At 72.8% G+C, this 24,158-nt stretch carries 20 protein-coding genes and 3 pseudogenes; 13 read left to right on the forward strand and 10 right to left on the reverse strand.

Going from position 1 to position 24,158, the window contains the following annotated elements:
• Nucleotides 1–109 precede the first annotated feature (109 nt).
• Nucleotides 110–1,060 carry a universal stress protein gene (locus ABZV31_RS08145; RefSeq protein ID WP_355889738.1) on the forward strand — a complete coding sequence of 317 codons (951 nt, stop codon included), beginning with the start codon at nt 110–112 and terminating at the stop codon, nt 1,058–1,060.
• Nucleotides 1,061–1,116: 56 nt separating this feature from the next.
• The gene (locus tag ABZV31_RS08150) at nt 1,117–1,716 is read left to right on the forward strand and encodes a CGNR zinc finger domain-containing protein (RefSeq protein WP_355889741.1); all 600 of its coding nucleotides are present in this window, start codon (nt 1,117–1,119) and stop codon (nt 1,714–1,716) included.
• 115 nt (nt 1,717–1,831) lie between these two features.
• Here ABZV31_RS08150 and ABZV31_RS08155 read toward each other — a convergent pair whose 3' ends face one another.
• Nucleotides 1,832–2,173 carry a hypothetical protein gene (locus ABZV31_RS08155; protein ID WP_355889744.1) on the reverse strand — a complete coding sequence of 114 codons (342 nt, stop codon included), beginning with the start codon at nt 2,171–2,173 and terminating at the stop codon, nt 1,832–1,834.
• 153 nt (nt 2,174–2,326) lie between these two features.
• Here ABZV31_RS08155 and ABZV31_RS08160 point away from each other — a divergent pair, with 153 nt between their 5' ends.
• The 3 genes from ABZV31_RS08160 to ABZV31_RS08170 all read left to right on the forward strand — a co-directional run bounded on the left by ABZV31_RS08160 (nt 2,327) and on the right by ABZV31_RS08170 (nt 5,025).
• Nucleotides 2,327–3,004 (forward strand): response regulator transcription factor, encoded by a 678-nt coding sequence (locus tag ABZV31_RS08160; RefSeq protein ID WP_355889747.1) that lies wholly within the window; start codon nt 2,327–2,329, stop codon nt 3,002–3,004.
• Between the two features lie 2 nt (nt 3,005–3,006).
• On the forward strand, nt 3,007–4,383 hold the full coding sequence (locus ABZV31_RS08165) for an ATP-binding protein (RefSeq protein ID WP_355889750.1): 1,377 nt from the start codon (nt 3,007–3,009) through the stop codon (nt 4,381–4,383).
• A 144-nt stretch (nt 4,384–4,527) separates the two neighbouring features.
• Nucleotides 4,528–5,025: a hypothetical protein gene (locus tag ABZV31_RS08170; protein ID WP_355889753.1), complete on the forward strand. Its 498-nt coding sequence runs from the start codon at nt 4,528–4,530 to the stop codon at nt 5,023–5,025.
• A gap of 58 nt (nt 5,026–5,083) precedes the next feature.
• On the opposite strand, the gene ABZV31_RS08175 is transcribed toward ABZV31_RS08170, so the two are convergent.
• Nucleotides 5,084–7,063, reverse strand: coding sequence for an N-acetylmuramoyl-L-alanine amidase (locus ABZV31_RS08175; protein ID WP_355889756.1), 1,980 nt, complete (start codon nt 7,061–7,063; stop codon nt 5,084–5,086).
• A gap of 278 nt (nt 7,064–7,341) precedes the next feature.
• Nucleotides 7,342–8,481, reverse strand: coding sequence for an aminoglycoside phosphotransferase family protein (locus ABZV31_RS08180; protein ID WP_355889759.1), 1,140 nt, complete (start codon nt 8,479–8,481; stop codon nt 7,342–7,344).
• A gap of 234 nt (nt 8,482–8,715) precedes the next feature.
• Between ABZV31_RS08180 and ABZV31_RS08185 the strand changes: the two genes are divergently transcribed.
• Complete coding sequence (locus tag ABZV31_RS08185) at nt 8,716–10,209, forward strand: hypothetical protein (RefSeq protein WP_355889761.1); 1,494 nt, start codon at nt 8,716–8,718, stop codon at nt 10,207–10,209.
• 63 nt (nt 10,210–10,272) lie between these two features.
• Here ABZV31_RS08185 and ABZV31_RS08190 read toward each other — a convergent pair whose 3' ends face one another.
• A complete protein-coding gene (locus tag ABZV31_RS08190; protein WP_355889763.1) occupies nt 10,273–11,706 on the reverse strand; it encodes a SpoIIE family protein phosphatase in 1,434 nt (477 codons plus the stop codon).
• A gap of 414 nt (nt 11,707–12,120) precedes the next feature.
• Between ABZV31_RS08190 and ABZV31_RS08195 the strand changes: the two genes are divergently transcribed.
• Complete coding sequence (locus ABZV31_RS08195; protein ID WP_355889766.1) at nt 12,121–12,534, forward strand: SsgA family sporulation/cell division regulator; 414 nt, start codon at nt 12,121–12,123, stop codon at nt 12,532–12,534.
• Between the two features lie 103 nt (nt 12,535–12,637).
• Here ABZV31_RS08195 and ABZV31_RS08200 read toward each other — a convergent pair whose 3' ends face one another.
• Together ABZV31_RS08200 and ABZV31_RS08205 are read right to left on the reverse strand one after the other, a co-directional pair.
• Nucleotides 12,638–13,663 carry a Gfo/Idh/MocA family oxidoreductase gene (locus tag ABZV31_RS08200; protein ID WP_355889769.1) on the reverse strand — a complete coding sequence of 342 codons (1,026 nt, stop codon included), beginning with the start codon at nt 13,661–13,663 and terminating at the stop codon, nt 12,638–12,640.
• Between the two features lie 73 nt (nt 13,664–13,736).
• Complete coding sequence (locus ABZV31_RS08205; protein ID WP_355889770.1) at nt 13,737–14,837, reverse strand: chemotaxis protein; 1,101 nt, start codon at nt 14,835–14,837, stop codon at nt 13,737–13,739.
• A gap of 124 nt (nt 14,838–14,961) precedes the next feature.
• On the opposite strand from ABZV31_RS08205, the pseudogene ABZV31_RS08210 reads away from it, so the two are divergent.
• Nucleotides 14,962–15,451 (forward strand): annotated as a pseudogene (locus tag ABZV31_RS08210) (arginine deiminase family protein); the annotation flags it as partial.
• Between the two features lie 474 nt (nt 15,452–15,925).
• Nucleotides 15,926–17,767, forward strand: a complete 1,842-nt coding sequence (gene asnB, locus ABZV31_RS08215; RefSeq protein ID WP_355889773.1) for an asparagine synthase (glutamine-hydrolyzing) — start codon at nt 15,926–15,928, stop codon at nt 17,765–17,767.
• Here asnB and ABZV31_RS08220 read toward each other — a convergent pair.
• On the reverse strand, nt 17,760–18,275 hold the full coding sequence (locus ABZV31_RS08220) for a DUF4232 domain-containing protein (protein ID WP_355889776.1): 516 nt from the start codon (nt 18,273–18,275) through the stop codon (nt 17,760–17,762). The genes asnB and ABZV31_RS08220 overlap by 8 nt on opposite strands.
• Before the next feature lie 160 nt (nt 18,276–18,435).
• On the reverse strand, nt 18,436–20,031 hold the full coding sequence (locus tag ABZV31_RS08225) for an alpha/beta hydrolase (RefSeq protein WP_355889779.1): 1,596 nt from the start codon (nt 20,029–20,031) through the stop codon (nt 18,436–18,438).
• Nucleotides 20,032–20,318: 287 nt separating this feature from the next.
• Between ABZV31_RS08225 and ABZV31_RS08230 the strand changes: the two genes are divergently transcribed.
• Together ABZV31_RS08230 and ABZV31_RS08235 are read left to right on the forward strand one after the other, a co-directional pair.
• Complete coding sequence (locus ABZV31_RS08230) at nt 20,319–20,825, forward strand: hypothetical protein (RefSeq protein WP_355889782.1); 507 nt, start codon at nt 20,319–20,321, stop codon at nt 20,823–20,825.
• Between the two features lie 259 nt (nt 20,826–21,084).
• Nucleotides 21,085–21,735, forward strand: a complete 651-nt coding sequence (locus ABZV31_RS08235) for a chaplin (protein ID WP_355889785.1) — start codon at nt 21,085–21,087, stop codon at nt 21,733–21,735.
• An 83-nt stretch (nt 21,736–21,818) separates the two neighbouring features.
• On the opposite strand, the pseudogene ABZV31_RS08240 reads toward ABZV31_RS08235, so the two are convergent.
• Nucleotides 21,819–22,028, reverse strand: a pseudogene (locus ABZV31_RS08240) (glycosyl hydrolase); the annotation flags it as partial.
• Nucleotides 22,029–22,355: 327 nt separating this feature from the next.
• On the opposite strand from ABZV31_RS08240, the gene ABZV31_RS08245 reads away from it, so the two are divergent.
• Nucleotides 22,356–23,210 carry a GNAT family N-acetyltransferase gene (locus tag ABZV31_RS08245; RefSeq protein ID WP_355889788.1) on the forward strand — a complete coding sequence of 285 codons (855 nt, stop codon included), beginning with the start codon at nt 22,356–22,358 and terminating at the stop codon, nt 23,208–23,210.
• Here the strand turns inward: ABZV31_RS08245 and ABZV31_RS08250 are convergent.
• Nucleotides 23,207–23,495 (reverse strand): annotated as a pseudogene (locus ABZV31_RS08250) (nucleoside deaminase); the annotation flags it as partial. The gene ABZV31_RS08245 and the pseudogene ABZV31_RS08250 sit on opposite strands and share 4 nt — an antisense overlap.
• 223 nt (nt 23,496–23,718) lie before the next feature.
• On the opposite strand from ABZV31_RS08250, the gene ABZV31_RS08255 reads away from it, so the two are divergent.
• Nucleotides 23,719–24,129 carry a MerR family transcriptional regulator gene (locus ABZV31_RS08255; RefSeq protein ID WP_355890096.1) on the forward strand — a complete coding sequence of 137 codons (411 nt, stop codon included), beginning with the start codon at nt 23,719–23,721 and terminating at the stop codon, nt 24,127–24,129.
• Nucleotides 24,130–24,158: the final 29 nt, after the last annotated feature.

The following is a 24,158-nucleotide window of genomic DNA, read 5'->3' on the forward strand; positions in this document are numbered from 1 at the left end:
GGTGTGTTCCGCCCGCATTTCCGGACACGCGACCTTCAAGGCCCTGCCGGGGCCGAAGCCTGAGTAAGGCGCGGACGGGGGATGGTCGCCATCCGGAGGTGAGGAACCCATGAACATCCCACCGGTCGTCGCCGCGGTCGACGGTTCCGACGACAGCCTGCGCGCCCTGGAATGGGCCCTCGACGCCGCCCGACGGCGCCGGGCTCCGCTGCGGGTGGTCCATGTACGGCAGTACGCCGCCTGGGCCCAGCCCGACATCCTGGTGGCCGGGCCGCCGGACGGGGACGACGACCCGGTGCTCGACCAGGTGCGCATCCACCTGGAAGGACGCACCGCCGGGACGGCGGTGGAGTACGTGGGCCTGGACGGTGTGCCGGGTGCTGTGCTGCCCGAACTCGGCTCCACCGCCGAGCTGTTGGTGCTCGGCTCCCGGGGCCGCGGCGGCTTCGCGAGTCTGCTGCTCGGCTCCAACGGCCTGGCCGCCGCCCGCGACGCCGAGTGCCCGGTCGTGGTGGTGCCCCGGCCCGGCCGCGAGGTCCACGGCGAGGCGCCGGCCGAACCGGGGCCCCGGGTGGTCGTCGGCCTGCACGTCGACAGCCCCGACGAGGCGACGCTCGCCTTCGCCTTCCCCGAGGCCGCCCTGCGCGACGCCCGGCTCCAGGTGGTCGCCGCCTACCCGTGGCCCGCCCGGACCTGGATGGCGCCCGGCGAACTCGACCCGCCGGCGATCGACCAGGCCGCCGTCGAGAGCGAGACCCGGGCCCTGGCCGAGGGCTTCCTCGCCCCGCACCGCACACGGCACCCCGAGGTCCGCGCCGACCCGTACGCCGACCCGTACGCCGACCCGTACGCCGACCCGTACGCCGACCCGTACGTGGCACCCGGGGACGCGGCCGGCCACCTGGTCGCCGCCTCGAAGGACGCCGAACTGATCGTGGTGGGCCGCCACCGTCGGCGCCTGCTGGCACCGGCCCGCATGATGGGCTCCGTCACCCAGGCCGTCCTGCTGCACGCGGCGAGCCCGGTCGCGGTGGTGCCGCCGTCCCCACCGGAGGAGTGACAGCCGCACGCCAACCGGCGGAGCTAACGGATGTCGGCGCGCCTACCATTAACGGCATGCAGGACTCGCTCAGCAGGGACGCCCGCATCGCCCTCGACCTCGCCCTGACCATCCGCCACGACGGCACCGGCGGCGTCGCCGACGACCTGGCCGACCCCGCCGGGCTCACCGCCTGGGTCCGCGCTCATCCCGACGCCGTACCGGACGCCGACCGCTACACCGCCGACGCCGCCGCCCTCGCCGCCGTCCGTGACCTGCGCGCCGCCGTCCGCGCCCTGTTCGCCCACGCCGTGCGCCCCGGGGAGCCGAGCCCCGCCGACGCCGCCCGGCTGCTGCCCGTGCCCGAGGCCGTCGAGCGGCTCAACACGGCGGCCGCCGGCACGCCCACCGTGCCCGTCCTGCGCTGGGCCGAGGACGCCGAGCCCGTCGTCCACCGGCAGGCCGTCCACGGCGCCGGGGAGCTCACCGCGGCGCTCGCCCAGGCCGCCATCGCCTTCCTCGCAAGCCCCGACCGGCAACGGCTGCGCGCCTGCCACGCACCGCGCTGCGTGCGCTACTTCCTCAAGGAGCACCCGCGCCAGGAGTGGTGCAGACCGTCCTGCGGCAACCGGGCGCGGGTGGCCCGCCACCACGAGCGGCACCGGAGGACCGCCTAGCGTCTGCTCCCTTGGACCGGCCGGTGCGGCGGCCGTCGCAACCGAGGCGCCGAGGCCGGCAGCGGCCCGCCGCCGGTCCGGGACGTCTGTCCCGGGCCGCCGGCGGGCCGAGGCGTCACTCCTTCCCGGTGAACTGGTGGTCGACGCTGTTGGAGGAGTCGGCGTGGCCGCCGGGGCCGTCCTGGGCGCCGGTCTCCGGCGCCTCCCCGGACATCTCGTGCTCTGCGCCGTTCTTGTTGTCGTCCGGAGCGTTCTGGTCGCCCTGCTGGACGTTGTCGTGGTCGGTGCCGCCGCCGTCTCCCTGCTGGCCGGAGGGCGCGGCGGCCGGGGTCGAGGCCGCGGGCGCGCCGGCCGGCGCAGCCGAGTGGGGGCTCGCCGCCGCGATGCCGGCGCTCGCCCCGCCCGCGAGCAGCGCCGCGCCTGCGATCAGCGCGATCCTGCGTCGGACGCTCGTCATGGTGTCTCTCCTTCGTCCGGTGTTCCGGTTGTCTTGCGGACGACCCCAGACTGCGACGCGCCCGCTGAGAGGAGGCTGAGAGCCGCCACCGCTCTCAGCCTCCTCTCAGCACGCGGCCCCTACCGTCCGTCGTACGGTGGGAGAGAGGTGGCCATGCGGGTGCTGGTGATCGAGGACGAACGCGGACTCGCCAAGGCGATCGTGGAAGGGCTCGCCGAGGAGGGCTTCGTCGCCGACGCCGCACACGACGGCGTGGACGGGCTGTGGCGGGCCGTCAACGAGGCGCACGACGTGATCGTGCTGGACATCATGTTGCCGGGCCTGTCCGGGTACGAGGTGCTCAAGCGGCTGCGCGCGGCCGAGGTGTGGACCCCGGTGCTCATGCTCACCGCGAAGGACGGCGAGTACGACGAGGCGGACGCCCTCGATCTCGGCGGCGACGACTACCTCACCAAACCGTTCTCCTACGTGGTGCTCGTCGCCCACCTGCGCGCCCTGCTGCGCCGCGGGGCGCCGACCCGACCCGCGGTCCTCGCGGTCGGCGACCTCACCCTGGACCCCGCACGCCGCCGTTGCCGCCGCGCCGACGACGAAATAGCCCTGACAGCACGGGAGTTCACCCTCCTGGAATACCTGCTCCGGCACCCCGACGAAGTGGTCGGCAAGACGGACATCCTCACCCACGTCTGGGACGAGAACTTCGACGGCGACACCAACATCGTCGAGGTGTACATCGGCTACCTGCGGCGCAAGATCGACGCTCCGTACGGCCGTCGGACCATCGAGACCGTCCGCGGAGCCGGCTACCGGCTGAACGACCACGGGGGCTGACCATGCGCGTCCGTGTCCTGGCGTGGTGGGCCCACCGCTCGCTGCGTCTCAGGCTGACCGCCGCGGCGGTGGTGATGACCGCGGCGGCACTGGCCGGTGCCGCCGTGCTGTTGGTCGCCTGGCTGCACTCCAGCCTCATCGACGGACTCGACCAGACGGCCGTGCAACGCGCCCAGGTCATCGCCGCGGGCGTCGACGGCGGACGGCTCACCGCCACACTGCCGGCCTCCGCCAGCGGCGAAACGGCCGTGCAGATCATCGACGCGAAGGGCAGCGTGCGGTCGAGCTCCACGAACGTCGACGGCGAGCCCGCGCTGTTCACCTTCCCCGGCACGTCCTCCGACACGCCCCGGGCGCGCACGGTCCACAATCTGCCCTTGGGCGAGGACGGGACCTGGCGCGCCGTGGGCATCACCGCGGGGACCCGCGGCGACCCGGTGACCGTCTACGTCGCCGTGCCCACCTCGGACGTGGACCACAGCCTGGGCCAGCTCGTCCTGGGCCTGACCATCGTCGTCCCGGCGGCCGTCGCCGCAACCACCGGCGTCGTCTGGCTGCTGACCGGACGCGCACTGCGCCCCGTGGAGGCCATGCGCGCGCAGACCGCCGAGATCAGCGCCTCCGACCTGGGCCGCCGGCTCGACGTGTCACCCGCGGACGACGCCCTGGGGCGGCTCGCGAGGACCCTCAACGACCTGCTCGCCCGGCTGGAGACCGCAACCGGGCGCCAGCGCCGGTTCGTCGCGGACGCCGCCCACGAACTGCGCAGTCCGCTCAGCGGTCTGCACGCCCAACTGGAGGTCGCTGTCCGGCATCCCGGCTCCGCCGACTGGGCCACCCGCGCGCCCGCCCTGCTCGAGGAGAGCGAACGGCTCTCCCGGCTCGTCGACGACCTCGTCCGACTGGCGCGCCTCGACGCACGGCCCCGGCTGCGCAAACGCCTCGTCGACCTGGACGAGATCGTCTTCGGCGAGGTCCGCCGCGCCCGCCGGCACGCGCCCCTCGTCATCGACCAGCACGGCGTCGGCGCGGCACGCGTGCACGGCGACGCCGAGATCCTCGCCCGCGTCGTGCGCAATCTGCTGGACAACGCGACCCGGTACGCGGCCGGCCGGATCGACGTACGCCTCGGCGTCCTGGACGGCACCGCGGAGTTGGTCGTCGCCGACGACGGCCCCGGCATCCCCGCGGCCGACCGGGAGCGTGTCTTCGACCGCTTCACCCGCCTGGACGACGCCCGAGCCCGGGACACCGGGGGCAGCGGACTCGGCCTCGCCATCGTCCGCGACATCGTCACGGCCCACCACGGCAGCACCCGCATCGAGGACAACGCCCCGGGCGCACGCGTGGTCGTCCGCCTCCCGGCGACCGAGCCATGACCCGGGCGAGCCGCGGCCGCAAGCGCGGAGGGCCGGCTCCGGGGACGGTCTGCCGTCTGCCGTCACCGAACACCGTTCGGGACCGCGCCCGATTGGTCGGTGCCCGCACGTCACACGGCAGGCACGGGCACGTACCATGGCCGCATGTCGTTCCTCCGTCGCCGCAGTGCCACGCCCGCCGGGCCCGACTTCGACGTACTGGCCATGGACCCGGGCGACTGGCCCGGCAATCTCGGAGCCGGGCTGCTGCCCGCGCCCGACGGCACCTGCCAGGGCGTGTTCCTGCGCTACGACCTGTTCGGCGGCCGCGGTACTGCGATGATCATCGGCAATCTGCCGGAGGGCTCCCCGGCCCGTGACGTCGCCGAGGGGGAGGTCCCCTTCGAGGTGGCCCAGCTGCTGCTGGCCCTGGAGAACGACGAGGAGGTCACCGTCGTCGGCGTCGAGGACATGCCGGTGCTGCAGGGCGACAACCTCCTGATCGTGCGCCGCCTGAAGCTCTCCGAGAGCCGGATCTCCTGCGTGCAGTTCGACCGCAGCGACGGCGTCCTGGTCACCATCGCCGCCTGGGACCGTCCGATCACCGACGACCTGTACGCCCTGCTCAAGCCGCTGCCCGCCGAGCTCTTCCAGCAGGGCTGACCGACCGGCATCCGAAGGGCCGGCCCCCGCCGGGGCCAGCCCATCGGCCGTCCGACCGCTACGCGGCCGACGGCACCACCCGCACGTCCGCGGCCCGCACGAACTCCACCCGGTGGCCGAACTGGATCTCGTAGTAGAGGTCCTTGCCGACCACGACCCGGTGCGAGTCCGTGGTGAAGGTGACCGCGTAGAAGTACTCGCCCGGCACCTTGTCGCCGACCACGTATTTCTGGCCCGCGAGCAGCTTGTACGGCAGTGGCGTCACCGACTGGGCGGGCACGTCCGCCGGATAGGCCTCCTTCTCCGGGTACGCGCGGCCGTACACCGGCACGCTGTCCACGCCCGCCTTGGGCGTCACCACGAGGCCCGCCGCGTCCACCGCCGTCGGATGCTTGGCCGGGTTCTGGAACCAGGCCTTCTGGCCCAGGTACCAGATCGCCGTCCAGTCGCCCTGACGGCCGGCGACCGCGTACTGCTGCCCGGTGGCGGCCCGTGAGCCCACGTCATTCACGTCGATCGTCGAGTCGTTGCCGCCCGGCCTGAGGCCGATGTCCTTGATCAGTGGCGAGGACGTGTCGGGCTGCGAGTACAGCCGCACCTCGCTGGAGCCGTGCGCCGCGCACGGCTCGCCGCCGGTGGAGCAGCCCGTGTACTCCGGCCGGTTGGACGCGTAGTCCGGGCGGATCGTCACCAGCCCGCCGTTCTTGCCGGCGGTGGGCTCGAAGGGGCGGCCCAGCAACTCGAAGTAGTGCCGCCAGTCCCAGTAGGGGCCCGGGTCGGTGTGCATGCCGGGAATGGTCGAGGCGGTCGGGCCCGGAACGTTGTCGTGGCCGATGATGTGCTGCCGGTCCAGCGGAATGCCGTACTTCCCGGCGAGGTACTTCACCAGCCGCGCCGACGCGCGGTACATCGCCTCCGTGAACCAGGCGTCCGGCGAGGCGAGGAAGCCCTCGTGCTCCAGGCCGATCGACTTGGCGTTGACGTACCAGTTGCCCGCGTGCCACGCCACGTCCTTCGCCTTCACGTGCTGGGCGATGTGCCCGTCCGTGGAGCGCAGCGTGTAGTTCCACGACACGTAGGTCGGGTCCTGGACCAGATTCAGGACGCCGTCCCAGCGTCCTTCCGTGTCGTGGATGACGATGTACCGGATGCTCTGCGACGCCGGCCGGTCCCCCAGGTCGTGGTTGCCGTAGTCGTTGTCGCCGAACTCCTCGTACGGGGCGGGAATCCATTCGCACGACACCGAGGCGGGGCACTCCGTGCCGGCCGCGGAGACGGTGCGCAGCCCCGCCCGCCTCAGCTGGGCGGTGTCGGGGGTGAGGTGGGGCCGGGCGGCCAGGACCATCCGCTGTCCGGTGTCCGTGGTGCGCTGCTCACCGGAGCGGATCACGTCGTACACGTCGTTCGCGTACGACGCCGCCGACGCCGTGTCGTCCGCGCCGGAGAACTCGGCCACCGCCGCGAACCAGTCCGCCGGATCGTCGCTCAGCGGCTCGCCCAGCTCCTTCTGTGCGGCGGCCAGCAGCGCCGCACCGCCCGCCACGTTCGCGGCCTCGTCCGCGCGCAGCCGCTCGGCCGGGATGCCGGTGAGCGCCGCCGCCTTCGTCAGCGTCTTCAGCCGGGCCGGGAGCGCGGAGTCGTCCGGCACCTTCGGGTCGGGGTGCAGGGCGGCGCGGGCGCCGTCGCCGCGCGCGTCCTCGCTGCCCTCGCTGTGGTGCGGTGCCCGGCTGAGCGCCGTGTGCGCGTCCGTGAGGTGCATCGGGCCGTAGCCGCCGGTCACGCTCGGCGCGCCGCCGTGCCCGTCCCAGCGGGACTGGAGGTAGGAGACGCCCATCAGGACGCCGAGCGGCACGTGGTACTCGGCGGCCGCCGCGGTGAACGCCCGCTGCAGCCGGCCGGCGTCGGACCCGGCGGCGCTGCCGGACGGGGCGGCGCCCAGCAGCGGCAGCAGCAGGGCCGCGGAGGCGAGGGCGCCCGCCGTTCTGCGCGCACGTCTGCGGCCCGGCACGGGTCTGGGGTCGGTGGCGGATCCTCGCAATGCAGCCTCCTGGGGGGCACTCGGGCGTGACGGGGCGTGCGGGGTCGGCGTGGATCAGTGGTACCGGCTTGCCGACGATCCGTCAATCATGCCCACAGATAGGAGATTTCCCATGTCAAGCGGCGTCCCGGCGAGTTTCGTGGCGGCGCCCCCCCGGGCCTGCGGGGCGTCAGTGGCGTACACCAATGGCCCCTACAACGGGTCCTTTCGGAAGAGGGACACGACAACGGTCCGCGGTGCGCCGCTCTCGGCGGACGCGCCGCGGACCGTTGTCCCCGTCAGCGAGTGCCGACCGCCGCGCGCACGGCCCGCCGGGCCAGTTGGCAGTCGTCGTGCAGCCGCCGCAGCAGCAGCCGCTGTTCCTCGCCGGACGGCGCAGCACCCGGATGGGCCGTGCCCGGTGCCGCCGGGGCCGCGTCGTGCATGGAGCGCTGCACGGCCGTCTCGTACGTGCGGATCTCCCGGGTCAGCACGAGCATCAGGTTCACCAGGAACGCGTCGCGCGCCGCCGGCCCCGCCGACTGGGCGAGCTGGCTGATCTGCCGTCGTGCCACCGGCACGTCCCCGAGGACCGCCCACAGGGTGGCCAGGTCGTAGCCTGGCAGGTACCAGCCCGCGTGCTCCCAGTCCACCAGCACTGGACCGGCCGGTGAGAGCAGGACGTTCGCGAGCAGTGCGTCGCCGTGGCAGAACTGGCCCATGCCCTGCCGGCCCGCCGCGTGCGCGATGCCGTGCAGCAGCTTCTGCAGGTCGCCCATGTCCCGGTCGGTGAGCAGGCCCAGCTCGTGGTACCGCGAGATACGGGCGGCGTAGTCCAACGGCGCGTCGAACGTACCCGCCGGGGGGCGCCAGGCGTTCAGCCGGCAGATCGCGCCGAGGGCCGCCTTGATGTCCGCCCGCGGCGGGACCTCCGCCGGGTGCCGCTGGAGCGCCGCCACCCGGCCCGGCATGCGCTCGATCACCAGTGTGCAGTTGTCCGGGTCCGCCGCGATCAGCCGGGGCACCCGGACCGGCGGCCGGTGCCGGACGAACGAGCGGTATGCCGCTATCTCGTGCCGGTACCGCTCGGCCCACGCGGGGGAGTGGCCCAGTAAACACTTGGCGACGGCCGTGCTGCGTCCGATCGTACCGACCAGGAGCACGGACCGCCCGCTGCGACGCAGCACCTGCACCGGAGCGAACTCCGGACAGATCCGGTGCACCGAGGCGAGCGCCGTGCGCAGCTGGGCGCCCTGAGGGCCGGACAAGTCGAGTCTCCCGCTGAGCGGTTGCGTGCCGAGCCCCGCGGCGCGCCGCGTCCGGCCTGCACCGACCACGGGGGCCGCCGGACGCGCGGGGTCGAGGTAGGGGCCGCCGGCGCCCGGGTGGGGACGCAGCGACCGGGGCGGGGCGGACACGGAGGACGATGCTGCGTACATGGGCGAGACAGATCCCTTCGTGTGCCTGCGACGTCAGTGCGCTGCCCGGCCCGGCCGCCCGGGTGCACCCTGGGGAATGTCCCTCGGCGACCGGGTCGGGGTGGCGCGTTCCTACCTGACACCCGATGCCCAGTGGCAGACCATCTGGCGCACCCTGGCGAACCCTGGCGAATAGTCGCCCGGCAACTCACCCCGGGGCTACTGTCAACTCAGCCGAGTACCTGGGGGCTTGACGTGACAGGACAAACCAACACCCGTCTTGCGGACCTGTTCGGCCTGGCCGGCTGGTCCAAGGGAGAACTCGCGAGGCTGGTCAACCGGCAGGCGGCGGCCATGGGCCACCCCCAGCTGGCGACCGACACCTCCCGGGTGCGGCGTTGGATCGACACGGGAGAGATCCCGCGCGATCCCGTGCCGCGGGTGCTGGCGGCCCTGTTCACCGAGCGTCTCGGCCGTGTCGTGACCATCGAGGACCTCGGTCTGGTGCGGCACGGGCGTACGGGGAAACGGCAGGGCGGCGGGAGTGCGGAACATCCCGACGGAGTGCCGTGGGCGCCCGAGCGGACCGCCGCGGTCCTCACCGAATTCACGGGAATGGACCTCATGCTCAACCGACGCGGCTTGGTGGGCGCGGGCGCCGCGCTCGCCGCGGGATCCGCACTCAGCAGCGCCATGTACGACTGGCTGCACACCGATCCGACACTGAAGGCCGACGCTCCCGACCTCGACAACCCCCTGCACGCCGACCCCGCTGGGTTCGACCGCTACGAGGCCGCCCCCATCGGGTCGCAGGAGATCGAGGAACTGGAGCGCTCGGTCGAGGTGTTCCGAGCCTGGGACGCGGCCCGCGGTGGCGGGCTGCAGCGCAAGGCGGTGGTGGGCCAGCTCAACGAAGTGGGCGGCATGCTCGCCTACCGTCACCCACCCCACCTGCAGCGGCGCCTGTGGGGCGTCGCCGCCAACCTCGCCGTCCTCGCGGGCTGGATGTCGCACGACGTCGGCCTGGAACCCACGGCCCAGAAGTACTTCCTCATCGCCGCCCACGCCGCGCGGGAGGGCGGTGACCGGCCCCGCGCGGGCGAGGCGCTTTCCCGCGCGGCGCGCCAGATGGTGCACCTGGAGCGGCCCGACGACGCGCTGGACCTGATGAAGCTCGCCCAGTCCGGTTCGGGTGAGCAGGTGCTGCCGCGCACCAAGGCGATGCTCTACACCATCGAGGCCTGGGCCGAGGCGTCGATGGGCAAGGGCCAGGCCATGCGCCGCACCCTCGGACAGGCGGAGGACCTCTTCGTCTCCGACAAGGGCGACGTGGAACCACCGGACTGGATGCAGACGTTCAAGGAGGAGGACCTGTACGGCATGCAGGCCCTGGCCTACCGCACGCTGGCGGAGTTCGAGCCCGGCGCGGCCGTGCACGCCCAGCACTACGCGGAGAAGGCCCTGGCCCTGCGGGTCGACGGCCGGCAGCGGTCGAAGATCTTCGACTTCCTGTCGATGGCCTCCGCCTGCTTCATCGCGGACGACCCCGAACAGGCGGACCGGTACGCACGACTGGCCCTCGTGTCGATGGGTTCCAACTCCTCCCACCGCACCTGGGACCGACTGCGCCAGATGTACCGGCTCACCGCCCAGTACGCCACCTACCCGAAGATCCACGAACTGCGGGAGGAGATCCGACTGGCGCTGCCCAAGGCGAAGAGCAAGGGCGGCGCCGGCGCACAGGTGTAGCGCACAGACATAGGGGGTCTGTGCCGCTGACTCCTTCTCGTTCCTCCTGACTGCCGCCCGTTCCTACGACGTCACCCTGGCGATGAGCACGCAGGCGTCGTCCTCGCGCTCGCTCCCGCCGAACTCCTCCACGACAGCCCGTACACAGTCCTGCGCCGTGCGGGCCTCACCGAACCGCGGGGCCAGGTCGAGCAGGCGGTTCACGGCAGCCGCTCCGCTGTGCCGCGGCACCAGCCCGTCGGTGTGCAGCAGGAGAAGGTCGCCCACCTCGAGGGTCTCCTCGGCCTGCCCGTAGGCGGCACCCGAGGTGGCGCCGAGCAGGACGCCGTCCGGTGCGTCCAGCATGCGCCCCGTCCCGTCGCGGAACAGCAGCGGGGCGGGGTGTCCTGCCTGCGCCCAGAGCAGGGTGCGGTCGGCGGGCCGGTAGCGGCAGCACACGGCGCTACCCAGGGCCGGCTGGACGGTGGCGTCCAGCAGCTGGTTGAGCCACGCCATGAGCTGTCCGGGCCCGGTGCCCCCCATCGCCATGCCGCGCAGGGCGCCCAGCAGCATGGCCATGCCCGAGGTCACGCTCGGGCCGTGCCCGGTGAGGTCGCCCACGCTGAGCAGGGTGTCCCCGTCGGACAGCTCCAGGGCGTCGTACCAGTCGCCTCCGATCAGCGCGCTGGTCGAGGAGGGCAGATAGCGGGCGGCCAGGTCGAGGGTCGTCGGGCGTCCCCGGTGCGGGAGCCGCAGGGAGCCGCGCCACGGCGGCAGCACGGCTTCCTGCAACTCGACCGCGAGCCGGCGCTCGGTCTGCGCGAGGTGCCGGTGGTGCTGCAGCGAGTCACGGGTCTCGCGCACCGCCAGCTGGCTGCGGCGCAGTTCGCTGACGTCCCGCAGCACGGCCCACATCGAGGCGGTACTGCCGTCGGCGTCGAGCACGGGCTCGCCCATCATGTGCACCATGCGGACCGCGCCGTCGGGCCGCACGATGCGGAACTCCCCGTCGATGGGCTTGGCGTCGACCAGGCAGTCCGTGACCATCGCGGTCAGCTTCGGCCGGTCCTCGTCGAGCACCAGGGAGGGCAGTTCGTCGAGGGTGAGCGGTGGGGCGGCGGGGGCGCGGCCGACGATCCGGTAGAGCTCGCCGGACCAACTGGCCTCGTCCGTCAGCAGGTTCCACTCCGCGCTGCCGACCCGGCTGAGCAGCGAGCCGTGCGGGGGGCCGGCCGGTTCGGCGGGGGCGGCGGGCACCGCCTCGGGAGCCGCGGGCACCGGCGGCGGGCCGTCCCGCAGCTGCGCCAAGTGCCCGTCCAGGTCGTTGAGTTGGTGCAGGGCGAGGTCGTACAGTGCTCGCTCCCACCGGCCCCGCGGGTCCGCACCGTCGCCCTGCGTGTCCCGTCGCACGGCGTCCACCTCGCCCTTGAGCCGGCGCGCCTGTGAGATCAGCGCGTCGACCGGGCCGCGCCCGGGTGGCTGGGCGGGTGGGTGGTCCGCGGAGAGGTGGGACGGCATGACGCACTCCGATGCGGGGACGGTACGACCAAGGCGGACGGAGGGACCGTTACGACTGTTGCACAGCCCGCGACGCCCTGTAAGGGATTTGGCAACACACGATACGGTGGTGCTTTTGGCATATGCCACAGTCTTCGCGGACCGACTGTGCAGCACGTTCGGCGTACGCGGCCGGTGGGTCAAGTCGTACGCCCTCTACGGGACTTGACGGAGAGTCCGGGGTGTCGAGTCGTCATTCAGGCGGGTGTTCGACGGTTCTTTGTTCCCCTCTGCCCGGGAGTGAGTCCTCGGCGGCATGCAAGTGACGCAGATCACGTCAATTGATTCCTGCTCCGGCGTAATGCAAACGGCATCCGCGGGCTCGTAACAACACGGCACAACCGGCCGCCCTCCGACCCGCAGGGGAGACCGACCATGGACATCACGCTCGAGCAGCCCGCCCGCGCCCGCCTGATCACCGCGGACGACCAGGCGCTCCCCGTGCCCGTCACGCTGCGCTACGCCTCCGCGGACCCGCTGGCCGTGCACCTGGACTTCCCGCCCGGGGTCTCCCTCGACGGGGACGCGGTCTCGTGGACCTTCTCCCGCGTCCTGCTGGAGGAAGGGCTGCGGCAGCCGGCCGGGGGCGGGGACGTGCAGATCTGGCCGTGCGGCCGGGCCCGTACGGTGCTGGAGCTCCACTCGACGCTCGGCCTGGCCCTGCTGCAGTTCGACACACCGGCGCTGCGCCGCTTCCTGCTGCGCAGCTACGCCGTGGTGGCGGCCGGTCAGGAAGACGTCGGCGCGGCGGTCGACCGCGGTCTGAGCGCGCTGTTCGGCACTGTCTGAGCACAGCACGGCAGGCGAACCCAGGCCGCGTCGACTCGCGTTCACCGCTGCCTCACCCGCACAGGTGTGCACCGTCTCGGACCGCAGCGGCGTCCGGCGACTGTCAGCGGCCGACCTCGGCGTACAGGTGCGGGCGCGGGGCGAGGTCGACGGCGACCCGGCGACCGCTCTCCAGCGCCCGGACCCCGGCCTCGGCGACGACGGCGGCGGCGTAGCCGTCCCACACGCTGGGCCCGGTGACCCGGCCCTTCCGGGTGGCGTCGACCCAGGCCCGCACCTCGCGGTCGTAGGCGTCGGCGAATCGCACGAGGTAGTCCTGTGGAACGTCCTGCTGGGCGCTGCCCCGTGCGGTGACGACCATGGTGTGGTCGTCGCCGATCCGGGCGCTGCCGGCCTCGCAGACGGCCTCGCAGCGCACCTGGTAGCCGAAGCCGCAGTTGACGAAGACCTCCACGTCGACCAGGGCGCCGTGTTCGGTCTCGAAGACCACGAACTGCGGGTCCAGCAGGCCGTCGGGGGCGGCCTGCGACGACGTGGGACGCAGCACGGTCACGGCGGTGAGCTCCTGCCCGAGCAGCCAGCGGGCCGCGTCGATCTCGTGCGAGACGGAGCTGTTGATCAGCATGGCGCTGGTGAAGTGGGGCGGGGAGGAGACGTTGCGGTGGGTGCAGTGCAGCATCAGCGGCCGCCCCAGCCGCCCGCTCTCCAGCAGGGACTTCAGACGCCGGTACTCGGCGTCGTAGCGCCGCATGAACCCGGTCTGCGCCAGCCGCCGCCCGAGCCGCGCCTCCGCCTCCACCACGCGCAGCGCCCCGGCGGGGTCGGGCACCATCGGCTTCTCGCACAGCACCGGCAGCCCGCGTGCGAAGGCCGCGAGCAGAGCCTCCTCGTGCGCGGGACCGGGCGACGCGATCAGGACGGCGTCGACGCCGGGCGCGTCGAGCGCGGCCACGGCGTCGTCGTGCACCGAGACTCCCTCGATCCCGTCCACGGCCTCCTCGGCCCGCGCGGTGTCCGGATCGGCCACGGCGGCGACCCTGGCACCGCTCACCACCTGATCAAGACGTCGTATGTGATCGGCCCCCATGCGTCCGGCACCCAGCACGGCCACGCCCAGCAGGTCACCCACGTGTGCACTCCCTCTTCGCCGACGGTCCCGGCGTAGCGTAGGACCTCGGGGAAGGGCAGCGGCTCGGGTGTCCTCAGTAGCGCAGCACTCCGGCGATCCCGTGCGCCTCGCGCAGGGCGCCGTCCGGGACGAAGCGGACCTTGGCCCCGGTCTCCAGGCACTGCTCGACGATCTCGTCCACGATGTCCTCGCGGGCGTCGAGGTCGCCGCTCTCGGCCGGGACCAGGTGGTCGCCGGCGTCGTCGCGCACCGTCACGCGGTAGTTCTCCTCAATGGCCAGCAGCCGGACGCGGCCCTGCCGGGCGTTCTGCCACACCTCGTCGACACCGGCCGCGAACTCCCGGCGGCCGCGGGCGGTCTCCAGTTCCCGGGCCACGGCGGCGGCGGCCTTGCGGGCCTCCACCTCCTGCACCGGCCGTATCGCGTGCCACACGGCCTCGGGGGTGCCGTGCGCCAGGCCTCCGTGCGGGACGTGCACCGCGTTCTTGGTGACACTGCCGACCTCGTCGAGGGCGGACAGCGCCACCGGCTCGCCGGTGAGGTACAGCGGGCGCGGGTGCTCGCGCAGGACCGTGCTCATCGCGGTGTCCGCCTCCCGCAGGAACTGGCGGGTGCGCTCGTCACGGAAGGTGCTCGGCAGGTCGCCGATGCGCTCCTGGCGCTCGGCGTCGAAGTTCTCGACGAGTCTCCTGGTCAGCGGGAAGCCGCCGATGCGGTCCTCGGCGACGCGGTCGGCGCCGCCGCTCCACAGCGTGACGCGGTCGGCGGAGGCCGACAGGACCCAGAACGGGCGCTCGGCGGCCTGCGCGGAGACCAGGTTGCGGGTCAGGAACGTGTCCGAGAGCACCACGCGCTCCGGCACGCTCCGGGCCAGCGACCACACCTGGTGCTCGCCCGGAGCAGCGAAGATCACCAGGCCGTCCTCGGCGTGCGCCAGGTCCACCTCGGTCAGGGCCTGGTCGAGCTGCCGGACGACGTCGGTGCGCCGCTCCCGGGATACCGCCGGGTCGGTCTCCAGCTGCTTCTTGGCCTCGGTCACGACATTGCGCAGCCGGACCGGATCCTGGGTGTTGTCGGGTTCACGGCGGTGTGTCGGCGTCAGCACGGAGACCGCGGGATAGGGGCGCGGGCGCCGCAGCTCGGCGAGGGTCGCGGGACTCAGGTCGTGCTCCATGACAAAACCATAGGACCGTTTCGCGATTCAGGCATTTGGGGTAACTGGATCCGATATTCGAGACACCTGCCGCCGCCAAGCTCGGTCTGCCGACGCTCACCACCACCGGCGCGGCCGGCGCGCTGATCGCCTCTACACCCGCGACACCCCGTGCTGGCTGTACGGCGGCCTCACCCTCAACCCGCTGTACTGGCCCGCCCGGCACGACGAGACGCTCCTGATGAAGGCGATCTACACCTTCCACCCCGACTGCGCGGGCTGCACCGTGTGGTGGGGCGACCCCGAACTCGACTGGGGGCAGGCGACGTTCGAGGGCGGTGACATCATGTCCGTCGGCAACGGCGTCGTGCTGATGGGTATGCGCGAACGCACCTCCCGCCAGGCCATCACCCAGGTCGCCAAGGCCCTGTTCGAGGGCGGCGCCGCCGAGCACGTCATCGTCGCCGGCCTGCCCAATCTTCACCTTCGCCGACCGCGCTCTGGTGACCGACCAGCACCCTGCTGCGCAAGGCGGCGTCGAGGTCATCACCATCGTGGGCGCCGAACTCGGGCGGGGCCGGGGCGGCAGGCACTGCATGACGTGCCCGATCGTGCGGGACCCGGTCACGTTCTGACCGCGCCGCCTCGCTCCATACCCGTGGAGCCCTGATACCCGTGGACCCTGGTACCCGTGGAGCCCTGGTACCCGTGGAGCCCTGGTACCCGTGGAGCCCTGGTACCCGTGGAGCCCTGGTACCCGTGGACCCTGGTACCCGTGGAGCACTGAGGGCCGGCGCCGCCGGGACGGCCTGCGACGGGCCGGTGCCCCGGTCGCGCCCATCTTGGGTAAATCTTTGCTCTTGGCTGATTCCTGACGAGGCGTGCCTGGTGCGGGGCGGGTCCGCGGATTTCCCGGGAGCAAAGTCCGGCCGAAAGTGCGGGGGCCGCGGGGCCGTTCGGGTTACGGCCACGTTGACCGGCTCCGCCGCCGTGACACACGCTCGTCATATAGGTGCTGGGTACAACTGATTCGGCGGACGTCGGCGTCCCACCCCTCCCTGCGCAGGTGAGCGGGCCCTTCCGGCCAGCCGGACGGCAGGAGGTAACACATGTGCGGCATCACCGGCTGGGTCTCCTACGACCGCGACCTGCGTGACGAGGCCGCGACATTGGATGCAATGACCGAGACGATGGCCTGCCGCGGCCCCGACGACCGCGGCACCTGGGCGGAGGGACCCGCGGCCCTCGGGCACCGCAGGCTCGCGATCATCGACCTGCCCGGCGGCCGCCAGCCGATGACCGCCACCACCCCGGACGGGACGGTCGCGCTCGTCTACTCGGGGGAGACCTACAACTTCACGGAACTGCGCAGCGACCTCACCGGGCGCGGCCACCGCTTCACCACCGACTCCGACACCGAGGTCGTCCTGCGCGGCTACCTCGAGTGGGGCGACGCCGTCGCCGAGCGGCTCAACGGCATGTACGCCTTCGCCGTCTGGGACGGCCGCAACGACAGGCTCGTCATGATCCGCGACCGCATGGGCATCAAGCCCTTCTACTACCACCCGACCCCCGACGGCGTCCTCTTCGGCTCCGAGCCCAAGGCGATCCTCGCCAACCCCCTGGCCCGCCCCCGGGTCCGCCTCGACGGCCTGCGCGAGCTGTTCACCTTCGTCAAGACCCCGGGACACGCCGTGTGGGACGGCATGCACGAGATCGAGCCCGGCACCGTCGTCACCGTCGACCGCACAGGCCTGCACACCCGTGCCTACTGGCGGCTGGAGACACGGCCGCACCCCGACGACCGCGCCACCACGATCGCCACCGTGCGCTCGCTCCTGGACGACATCGTGCGCCGCCAGCTCGTCGCCGACGTGCCGCGCTGCACCCTGCTCTCCGGCGGCCTGGACTCCTCCGCCATGACCGCGCTCGCCGCCCGGCAGCTCGCCGAGCACGGCGAGAAGGTGCGCAGCTTCGCCGTCGACTTCGTCGGCCAGAGCGACCACTTCGTCGCCGACGACCTGCGCGCCACCCCCGACGCGCCGTTCGTGCACGACGTGGCGCGCGCCGCGGACACCGACCACCAGGACATCGTCCTGGACGCACAGACCCTCGCCGACCTGGACGTACGGGCGAAGGTGATCCGGGCCCGCGACCTGCCGATGGGCTTCGGCGACATGGACGCCTCGCTGTACCTGCTGTTCCGGACCATCCGCGACCACTCCACCGTCGCCCTGTCCGGCGAGTCCGCCGACGAGGTCTTCGGCGGCTACCTGCAGTTCTTCGACGAGGAGGCGCGCCGCGCCGACACCTTCCCCTGGCTCGTGCGCTACACCCGGGACTTCGGGGACGACAGCGACGTCCTGCACCCGGACCTCACCCGGGCCCTGGGCCTCGAGGCGTACATCGCCGACGGCTATCGCACCGCCGTCTCCGGCGTCCGCCGCCTCGACGGCGAAAGCGACTTCGAGTACCGGATGCGGCAGATCTGCCACCTCCACCTGACCCGCTTCGTCCGCGCCCTGCTCGACCGCAAGGACCGCATGAGCATGGCCGTCGGCCTGGAGGTCCGGGTGCCCTTCTGCGACCACCGGCTCGTCGAGTACGTCTACAACGCGCCCTGGTCCCTGAAGTCCTTCGACGGCCGGGAGAAGAGCCTGCTCAGGGAGGCGGCCGCGGACCTCCTGCCGAAGTCCGTGTACGACCGGGCCAAGAGCCCCTACCCGTCCACCCAGGACCCCAAGTACGCGGTCGCCCTCCAGGATCACGCCAAGGATCTGCTCGCCCGCCCCGGCCACCCGGTCTTCGACCTCGTCGACCGGGAGCGGGTGCGCCGCGCCGCGCTCCGCGACGCCCCCGTCAGCACGCAGGCGGCGCGGAGCGGCCTGGAGAAGACCCTCGACCTGGCCCTGTGGCTGGACCTCTACCGGCCGGAGATCGTGCTCAGCTGAGTCCGATCGCCCGGTCCGCGGCGGCCGCCGACGGCTGCCACCACGTCGTCACCGGCTCCCACACCCGGATCGCGTTCCCCGTACCCAGGTCGGCCGCGGTGAACGCACGGCCCGGTCGGGACGGGTCCGCGGACACGGTCAGCGCGTCCACCCGGCGGACCTCGGGGTCCGCCGGGTCCGCGACGGTGCGCACGCCCGCGTACGCCGTCTTCCCCGGGCCGACCCGGTACGGGCCGCTCTCACCCGCGGGAACCGGCAGGGCGGCGCCGTCGAGGTCCCCGAAGGTGACCGTGGGGATGCGGTCGACGGTGCAGGTCCGGCCGCCGTGGTTGGTGACGCGGACGCGCACCACGGTCCGGTCGGCGGACGCGGCCCGGGCCTCGATCGTCAGGTGCTTCTCGGCGCACACGGCGGGGCGGGCGGCGGCCTGGCTGGGCGGTGCGGAGAGCAGCAAAGCAGCGGCGGCGGCCGAGACGGCCGGTACGGCGACGGCGGTGCGGATGCGCATCGGTGGATTCCCCCTGTTTCGGTCACGTGCGGATGCGGCGCGGACGGGACGCGCCTGCACAGTGTGACGGTCGGGGAGCGCGGCAGGTTGTATTTGGATTGGTGCTGTTACCGGCTTGCGCCGCTTCTGCGGCTTCTTGGCGGTGTTCGCGGTCGGTGGCTCACCCGTTCGGATCCGCCGCCGCGTCCGCCGGGCACGAACTGCCACTGGCCGGCAGAGAGCCGTACAACAGGAAGTCGTACACCTTGCGGTGCACGCACTTGGAGGACCCGTATCCCGTGTGCCCCTCGCCCTTGTTGTCGAGCACCACGGCCGGCGAGCCGATCCGCTGCGCCGTCTCCACGGTCCAGCGGTACGGGGTTGCCGGGTCACCGCGGGTGCCGACCAGGAGCATCTTCGCCGTGTCGAGGTCCTTCACCTTCTCGCGGATGAAGTCGGTGCCCTTGGGGCGGCCGTAGCACATGAGCAGCTCGGTGAGCCGGTACCGGCCGAAGACGGGCGAGGCCTGCTCGTACTCGGCGCGCAGCCGGCCGAGGTCCCTGGTGAACTGCTCGGCGCTGGGCCGGTCGGGGTCGTCCGCGCAGTTGATCGCCATCATCGCGGCGGGCAGGTTGTCCAGCGGGACGTCCGCCGTCTCGACGAGCCCGCCGTCGTACCGTTGGTGCGCCTGCCGCACGGGCAGGGCGACACCCCCGGGCGAGAAGGCCTCGATCCTGCGCGTGTCACCATCCTCGATCAGTGAGGCGACGGCCCGCTCCAGGGAGGGCCACATCGCCCTGCTGTAGAGCGCCAGGCCGATGGCGCCCACGAGGTCCTGGCCGGACAGCCGGCCGCCGAAGTCAGTGGGCACCGGGTTCTCGTCGAGCGAGCGGACGAGCCGCAGGACCTGGTCGCCGGCCGCACGCCGGTCCTGCCCGAACGGGCAGGCGATGTCCTGCACACACCAGTCGAGGAAGCCGTCGAGCGCGGTCTGCTGCCCCTCCGCGTTCGCCAGACCCTGCTCGGACAGCGGCTCGGTCAGCGTGTCCACCCCGTCGAACGCAAGCCGCCCGACCTTGTCGGGGAACTCGGCCGCGTACACCGCGCCGAGCCGGGTCCCGTAGGAAAAGCCCAGGTAGTTGAGCTTCTTGTCACCGAGCGCCTGCCGTATCACGTCGAGATCGCGCGCCGCGTCGACGGTGCCTATGTGCCCCAGGACCGGCCCGGAGCGCTTGCCGCACTCGGCCGCAATCTTCTGCCACTGCTTGAGGGCGGCCTGCGGATCGCCGGTGAGGTCCACGCTCCCGTCCGGCGCCGCCGAGGCCTGGTCGGAGCCCAGGCCGCAGCTGACCGGGGAGGACCTGCCCACGCCCCGGGGATCGAAGGTGACCACGTCGTAGCCGTTGGTCAGGTCCATGAACTCCCGGCCGTCGGCCGCCAGTACCGGGACGCCCGCGCCGCCGGGTCCGCCGAAGTTCAGCAGCACCGAGCCCCGCGACGGTCCGGTGGCCCGGTAGCGGGCCAGCGCCAGGTCCAGCGTGGCCGCACGGGGCCTGGCGTAGTCGACGGGGACGGTGACCTTCCCGCACTGCAGGTCCTTGGGCATGTCCGCATCACACGCCGACCACGTCACCTTCTGGCGGTAGAACCGGCTCAGGTCGGGCTGGTCGCCACCCGCGGCCGCCGTCGGCAGCCCCGCGCCGAGCAGGGCCAGCGTGACGGCTCCCACGCATGCACAGCGCCGGGCCGTGGACCGCGTCGACAGCATGGCCAGCATCGATGCCTCCAGGGGACGCTCCGCTGCGGACCGGGGACCAGCGCCCTCGATCACCATAAGCGGACCCCGTGGGCCCCGCCTCCCGGCGAGCGGCCCCGAGGAGTACCGCACACTGCCGCCCCGGGCTCGTTATCTCCACGCACGGGTGAAACCGATGGCCCCCGCCGCGGCGGCCTACGCCCGGTGTACGACTTTGAGGCTTCCTGGCGGATCAGGACCGGTTGTGCACCCCAGACCGTACGCGTCGCCGCCTGGGGGGTGCGCGGTGCCATCGGGGGGTGGGGACCATGCGCAATTCACAGGACACCCGGGTCATCGCGACCATCTCCGAGATCGACGGTGCGGCCTACGCGGGCCTCGTGGTGAGCACTTCGGTGGGGCGGTCCGTCTCGGCGGTGAGCGGCCGCTCGCCCTGCATGCTCATTCAGGGGTACGAGGAAAGGCTCCCGCGCATACCGGCCACGGGGCCGGAGATGTGCACGATCGAGGCGCCGCCGGGCTGGGCGGCACGGCTCGACCCGGAGAAGGACGAGCTGACCGTCATCTCGCCGGTCAATCCCCGGTTCAGCCACGGGCCCGTCCCGCCCCTGCCGCCCGGCTGGCGGGAGACGGCGGTGACCGCGGGGCGCGTCCTGCTGCTGGTCACCGACTTCCTCGAAGACCTTCCCGCCGGTGCCGACCTGGCCGATCTGCTGGCCGGGCCTCCTGGTGGAGTGCGTGGTCGTCGGCTCCGACGACCACCCATCTTGTCCGGTCCTGGGTCAGGGTTGCTCGTTCAGCGCGGAACGACGTGAGGAACATGCCGCGTGCCTATGACGCCGAACACCCCTTGGATGCCGATGATCCAGCCAGCTCAGCGCGTACGTGGCTGACATGACTGATGGAAAGATCATCGTGAAGACAACGCGGGCCCGGCGGCGGTTTTACGAGTAGTTCGATAACCGGGCCGCTCGATGGAGTGAAAGGCCGATTAGCCATAACTCGGATGGTTCGCCAGGCGTTTTACCCGGTGCGGGCGAGCGCCCGCGACCATGTCTGGAAGGCAGGGAACCTATGAAACGGGTTACCCGAAACGGTGTGATCGCCGTCGCTGCCGCCTCTGGCGCGATGGCCGTGACGATGCCGGTGTACGCCGACTCCGCGGCGGACGGCTCCGCGGCCGGCTCGCCCGGACTGATCTCCGGCAACACCATCCAGCTCCCGGTGCACGCCCCGGTGAACGGGTGCGGGAACACGGTGAGTGTGGTGGGGCTCCTCAACCCCGCGGCGGGCAACCGGTGCGCCAACGCGTCCGCCGGGAGGGATCGGGCGACGTCAGCCGGGGGAGCGGCAGCACAGGGCAGCGGAGAGGATTCACCGGGCGTGCTCTCCGGCAACGGGATCCAGCTCCCGGTGCACCTCCCGGTGAACGTCAGCGGCAACACCGTGAACGTGGTGGGTGTCGGCAACCCGGCCGCCGGCAACACGTCCACGAACACCTCCGGCCACCGCCCCCGCCACTCCACGCCGCCCGCGCCCCGGCCCGCCGCCCCGCCCAAGCCGCACCCGGCGCCGAGGCCGATGCCGCACCCCGCACCGCGGACACAGGCGTCCCTCGCCCACACCGGCACGGACCAGACGGTGCCCGCCGTCGCCGCCGGCGCGGCACTCGTGCTCGGCGGAGCCGTCCTGTACCGGCGCTTCCGCCCCGGGGCGTCCCGCTGACACGGGCTCACGACCGCGGCCGCAAGGCCCCGCCGGGTCCGTGAACCGGAGGGGCCCTCGCGCCCGGTGCACCGCGGTCCGGGTCAGGGCGTGGCGTTCAGCAGGTCCAGTGCGCTCTGCTGCCGGGCCGCGTCGGTCCGGTCCACCGGGCCCGACCAGCGCAGCCCGTACTGGTCGAGGGCGGTACGGTCCGCGCTGTACGCGGTGTCGGTCTGTCTGCACAGATACGCGGTGTACGGATGGTCGGGCAGGGCCGCGTTGAGCCTGCCGAGGCCGCGGACGTGCGCGCCCTTGACTGTCCGTCCCGGAACGCGACGCCGCGCAGCACGCCTTCCTGCGTGAACCCGGCCCTCTGCAGGGCACGTTGCTCCGCGATGTTCTCGGCCTCGGTGTCCGCCTCGATCCGCACCACGGGGGTGTGCGCGATGAGGTAGCGGACCAACTGTCGCTGCTCTTCGGTCCCGACAGTCCCGACACCCTTCCCGCGTGCTTCCGGCAGCAGGGCGATGCCGCCGTAGCGGGTTGAGCGCTGCACGCGGCTGGTTCCCGCCGTGGCGGGGTCGTGCATGATCCGGAAGGATGCTGCGCGCACCCGACCCCCCACGGAATGGAGCGCACCGATGGCCTCTGCGGCCTCCGAAGACCTCGTCGTCACGCAGGCCACCCTCGAGGACTGGCCGGTGATCAGCGGGTGGGCGGCGGACGAGGGATGGAACCCGGGGCTGTGCGACGGCCCGGCCTTCTTCGCCCAGGACCCCGACGGCTTCTTCCTGGGCCGCATCGGCGGTGACCCCGTCTCGGCGATCTCGGTCGTCAACCACGGTGCCGACTTCGCCTTCCTGGGCTGCTACCTCGTCCGCCCGGACCTGCGCGGCCGCGGCCACGGCCTGACCACCTGGAAGACCGCCCTGGCCCACGCCGGAAACCGCACGATCGGCCTCGACGGCGTCGTCGCCCAGCAGGACAACTACCGCCAGTCCGGCTTCGAACCGGCTCATCGCACCGTCCGGTTCACGGGCCCGGCGCCCGCGGCCGAGGCGCCGGCCGACGTCCGGCCCGTCCGGCCCGCGGACCTGGAGGCCGTCACCGCGTACGACGCTGCCTGCCACCCCGCCGAGCGTCCACGCTTCCTGGTCCACTGGCTGACCACCCCGGGACACCGCGCCCTCGTGCGCCGGGCCGGCGAACGCGTCACCGGCTACGGCGTCCTGCGCCCCGGCCACGACTCGCTGCGCATCGGCCCGTTGTTCGCCGACACCGCCGAGGACGCGCGGGCCCTGTTCGCCGCGCTGACCGCCGACGTCGAGGGCCGCGAGGTCGCCATCGACGTGCCCGAGACCAACCCTGCGGGCGTCGCCCTGGCCGAGGAAGCAGGCTTCACCCCGTCCTTCGAGACGGCCCGCATGTACACGGGACCCGTGCGGCCGTACGCACAGGAGCGGGTCTTCGGGGTCACGACCCTAGAACTCGGTTAGCGGCGCTCCGCGGTGGCGTGGAACCGGCGGTGCAGTTCGGCAGCCTCCGGCACCAGCTCCGGCATCGGACCCGTCACGACCACCCCCCGGGGGGCGACCTCGTTGACCGGCAGAGCCCGAACCGGAGGCGCGGGCACCCCCAACTCGCCCAGGCGTACGACCAGTTGCCCGGACCAGGCGACGTAGACGCTCCTCAAGTGCGCGGCGGACCAGCGGGCCGGCTCGAACTCCGGGTGCCGGGAGCCGGGTGCAGTCGCCGGAGGCCATCCGGTTGTGGTCCTCGGCGTCCGCGCGCGGCCGGGAAGGCGTCCCGGCGGCCGAGTGCCACCATCGCCCGCGCGGCCGCCACCAACGGGAGCGCCGTCCATGGCAGGGCTCCTGCGCCGAGGGACTGCAGGGCGAGGCCGCCGGTGAACGAGCCTCCGGCGATGCCCGCGTTGTAGACGGTGGTCTGCAGGGACGTGGCCACGTCCGCGGCGGCCGGTCCCGAGGCATCGACCAGCGCGGTCTGGATCAGGGTCGGCGCCCCGCCGAAGGCGGCACCCCATCCCGCCGCACCGGCGTCCCCACCAGGCTGCTGCGCTACTACGAGGAGCAGGAGCTGCTCCACCCCGACCGCACCGAGAACGGCTACCGCTCCTATGGCGAGTCGGCGGTGCGGGACGTCCAGCAGATCCGCGGCCTGCTGGACTCGGGCCTGACCACGGAGATGATCCGGGCGATCCTGCCATACCTCTCCGGCCCCGACGAGCTCCTCCTGCCCTCCGCGTGCCTGACCCCGGAGACGGCCGCGCTCCTGCAGGACCACATCGACCGCATTCAGGCCCGCATCGACTGCCTGGCCCGCAACCGCGACCGGCTGCGGGCGTATCTGGCCGCCGTCCGGCCCGGCCGGCCGGGGCGCGCGGGCCCCGGGTAATCCCGTTGCCGCCGAGGCGCGCCGTTTGC

Source organism: Streptomyces sp. NPDC005202 (genome assembly GCF_040608235.1).
In the GTDB taxonomy this organism is placed as follows: Bacteria; Actinomycetota; Actinomycetes; order Streptomycetales; family Streptomycetaceae; genus Streptomyces.

Coding starts and splice junctions, on each gene's coding strand:
- ABZV31_RS08145 (WP_355889738.1), top strand. CDS start 110: ATGAACATCCCACCGGTCGTCGCCGCGGTCGACGGTTCCGACGACAGC.
- ABZV31_RS08150 (WP_355889741.1), top strand. CDS start 1,117: ATGCAGGACTCGCTCAGCAGGGACGCCCGCATCGCCCTCGACCTCGCC.
- ABZV31_RS08155 (WP_355889744.1), bottom strand. CDS start 2,173: ATGACGAGCGTCCGACGCAGGATCGCGCTGATCGCAGGCGCGGCGCTG.
- ABZV31_RS08160 (WP_355889747.1), top strand. CDS start 2,327: ATGCGGGTGCTGGTGATCGAGGACGAACGCGGACTCGCCAAGGCGATC.
- ABZV31_RS08165 (WP_355889750.1), top strand. CDS start 3,007: ATGCGCGTCCGTGTCCTGGCGTGGTGGGCCCACCGCTCGCTGCGTCTC.
- ABZV31_RS08170 (WP_355889753.1), top strand. CDS start 4,528: ATGTCGTTCCTCCGTCGCCGCAGTGCCACGCCCGCCGGGCCCGACTTC.
- ABZV31_RS08180 (WP_355889759.1), bottom strand. CDS start 8,481: ATGTACGCAGCATCGTCCTCCGTGTCCGCCCCGCCCCGGTCGCTGCGT.
- ABZV31_RS08190 (WP_355889763.1), bottom strand. CDS start 11,706: ATGCCGTCCCACCTCTCCGCGGACCACCCACCCGCCCAGCCACCCGGG.
- ABZV31_RS08195 (WP_355889766.1), top strand. CDS start 12,121: ATGGACATCACGCTCGAGCAGCCCGCCCGCGCCCGCCTGATCACCGCG.
- ABZV31_RS08205 (WP_355889770.1), bottom strand. CDS start 14,837: ATGGAGCACGACCTGAGTCCCGCGACCCTCGCCGAGCTGCGGCGCCCG.
- asnB (WP_355889773.1), top strand. CDS start 15,926: ATGTGCGGCATCACCGGCTGGGTCTCCTACGACCGCGACCTGCGTGAC.
- ABZV31_RS08220 (WP_355889776.1), bottom strand. CDS start 18,275: ATGCGCATCCGCACCGCCGTCGCCGTACCGGCCGTCTCGGCCGCCGCC.
- ABZV31_RS08225 (WP_355889779.1), bottom strand. CDS start 20,031: ATGCTGGCCATGCTGTCGACGCGGTCCACGGCCCGGCGCTGTGCATGC.
- ABZV31_RS08230 (WP_355889782.1), top strand. CDS start 20,319: ATGCGCAATTCACAGGACACCCGGGTCATCGCGACCATCTCCGAGATC.
- ABZV31_RS08235 (WP_355889785.1), top strand. CDS start 21,085: ATGAAACGGGTTACCCGAAACGGTGTGATCGCCGTCGCTGCCGCCTCT.
- ABZV31_RS08245 (WP_355889788.1), top strand. CDS start 22,356: ATGGCCTCTGCGGCCTCCGAAGACCTCGTCGTCACGCAGGCCACCCTC.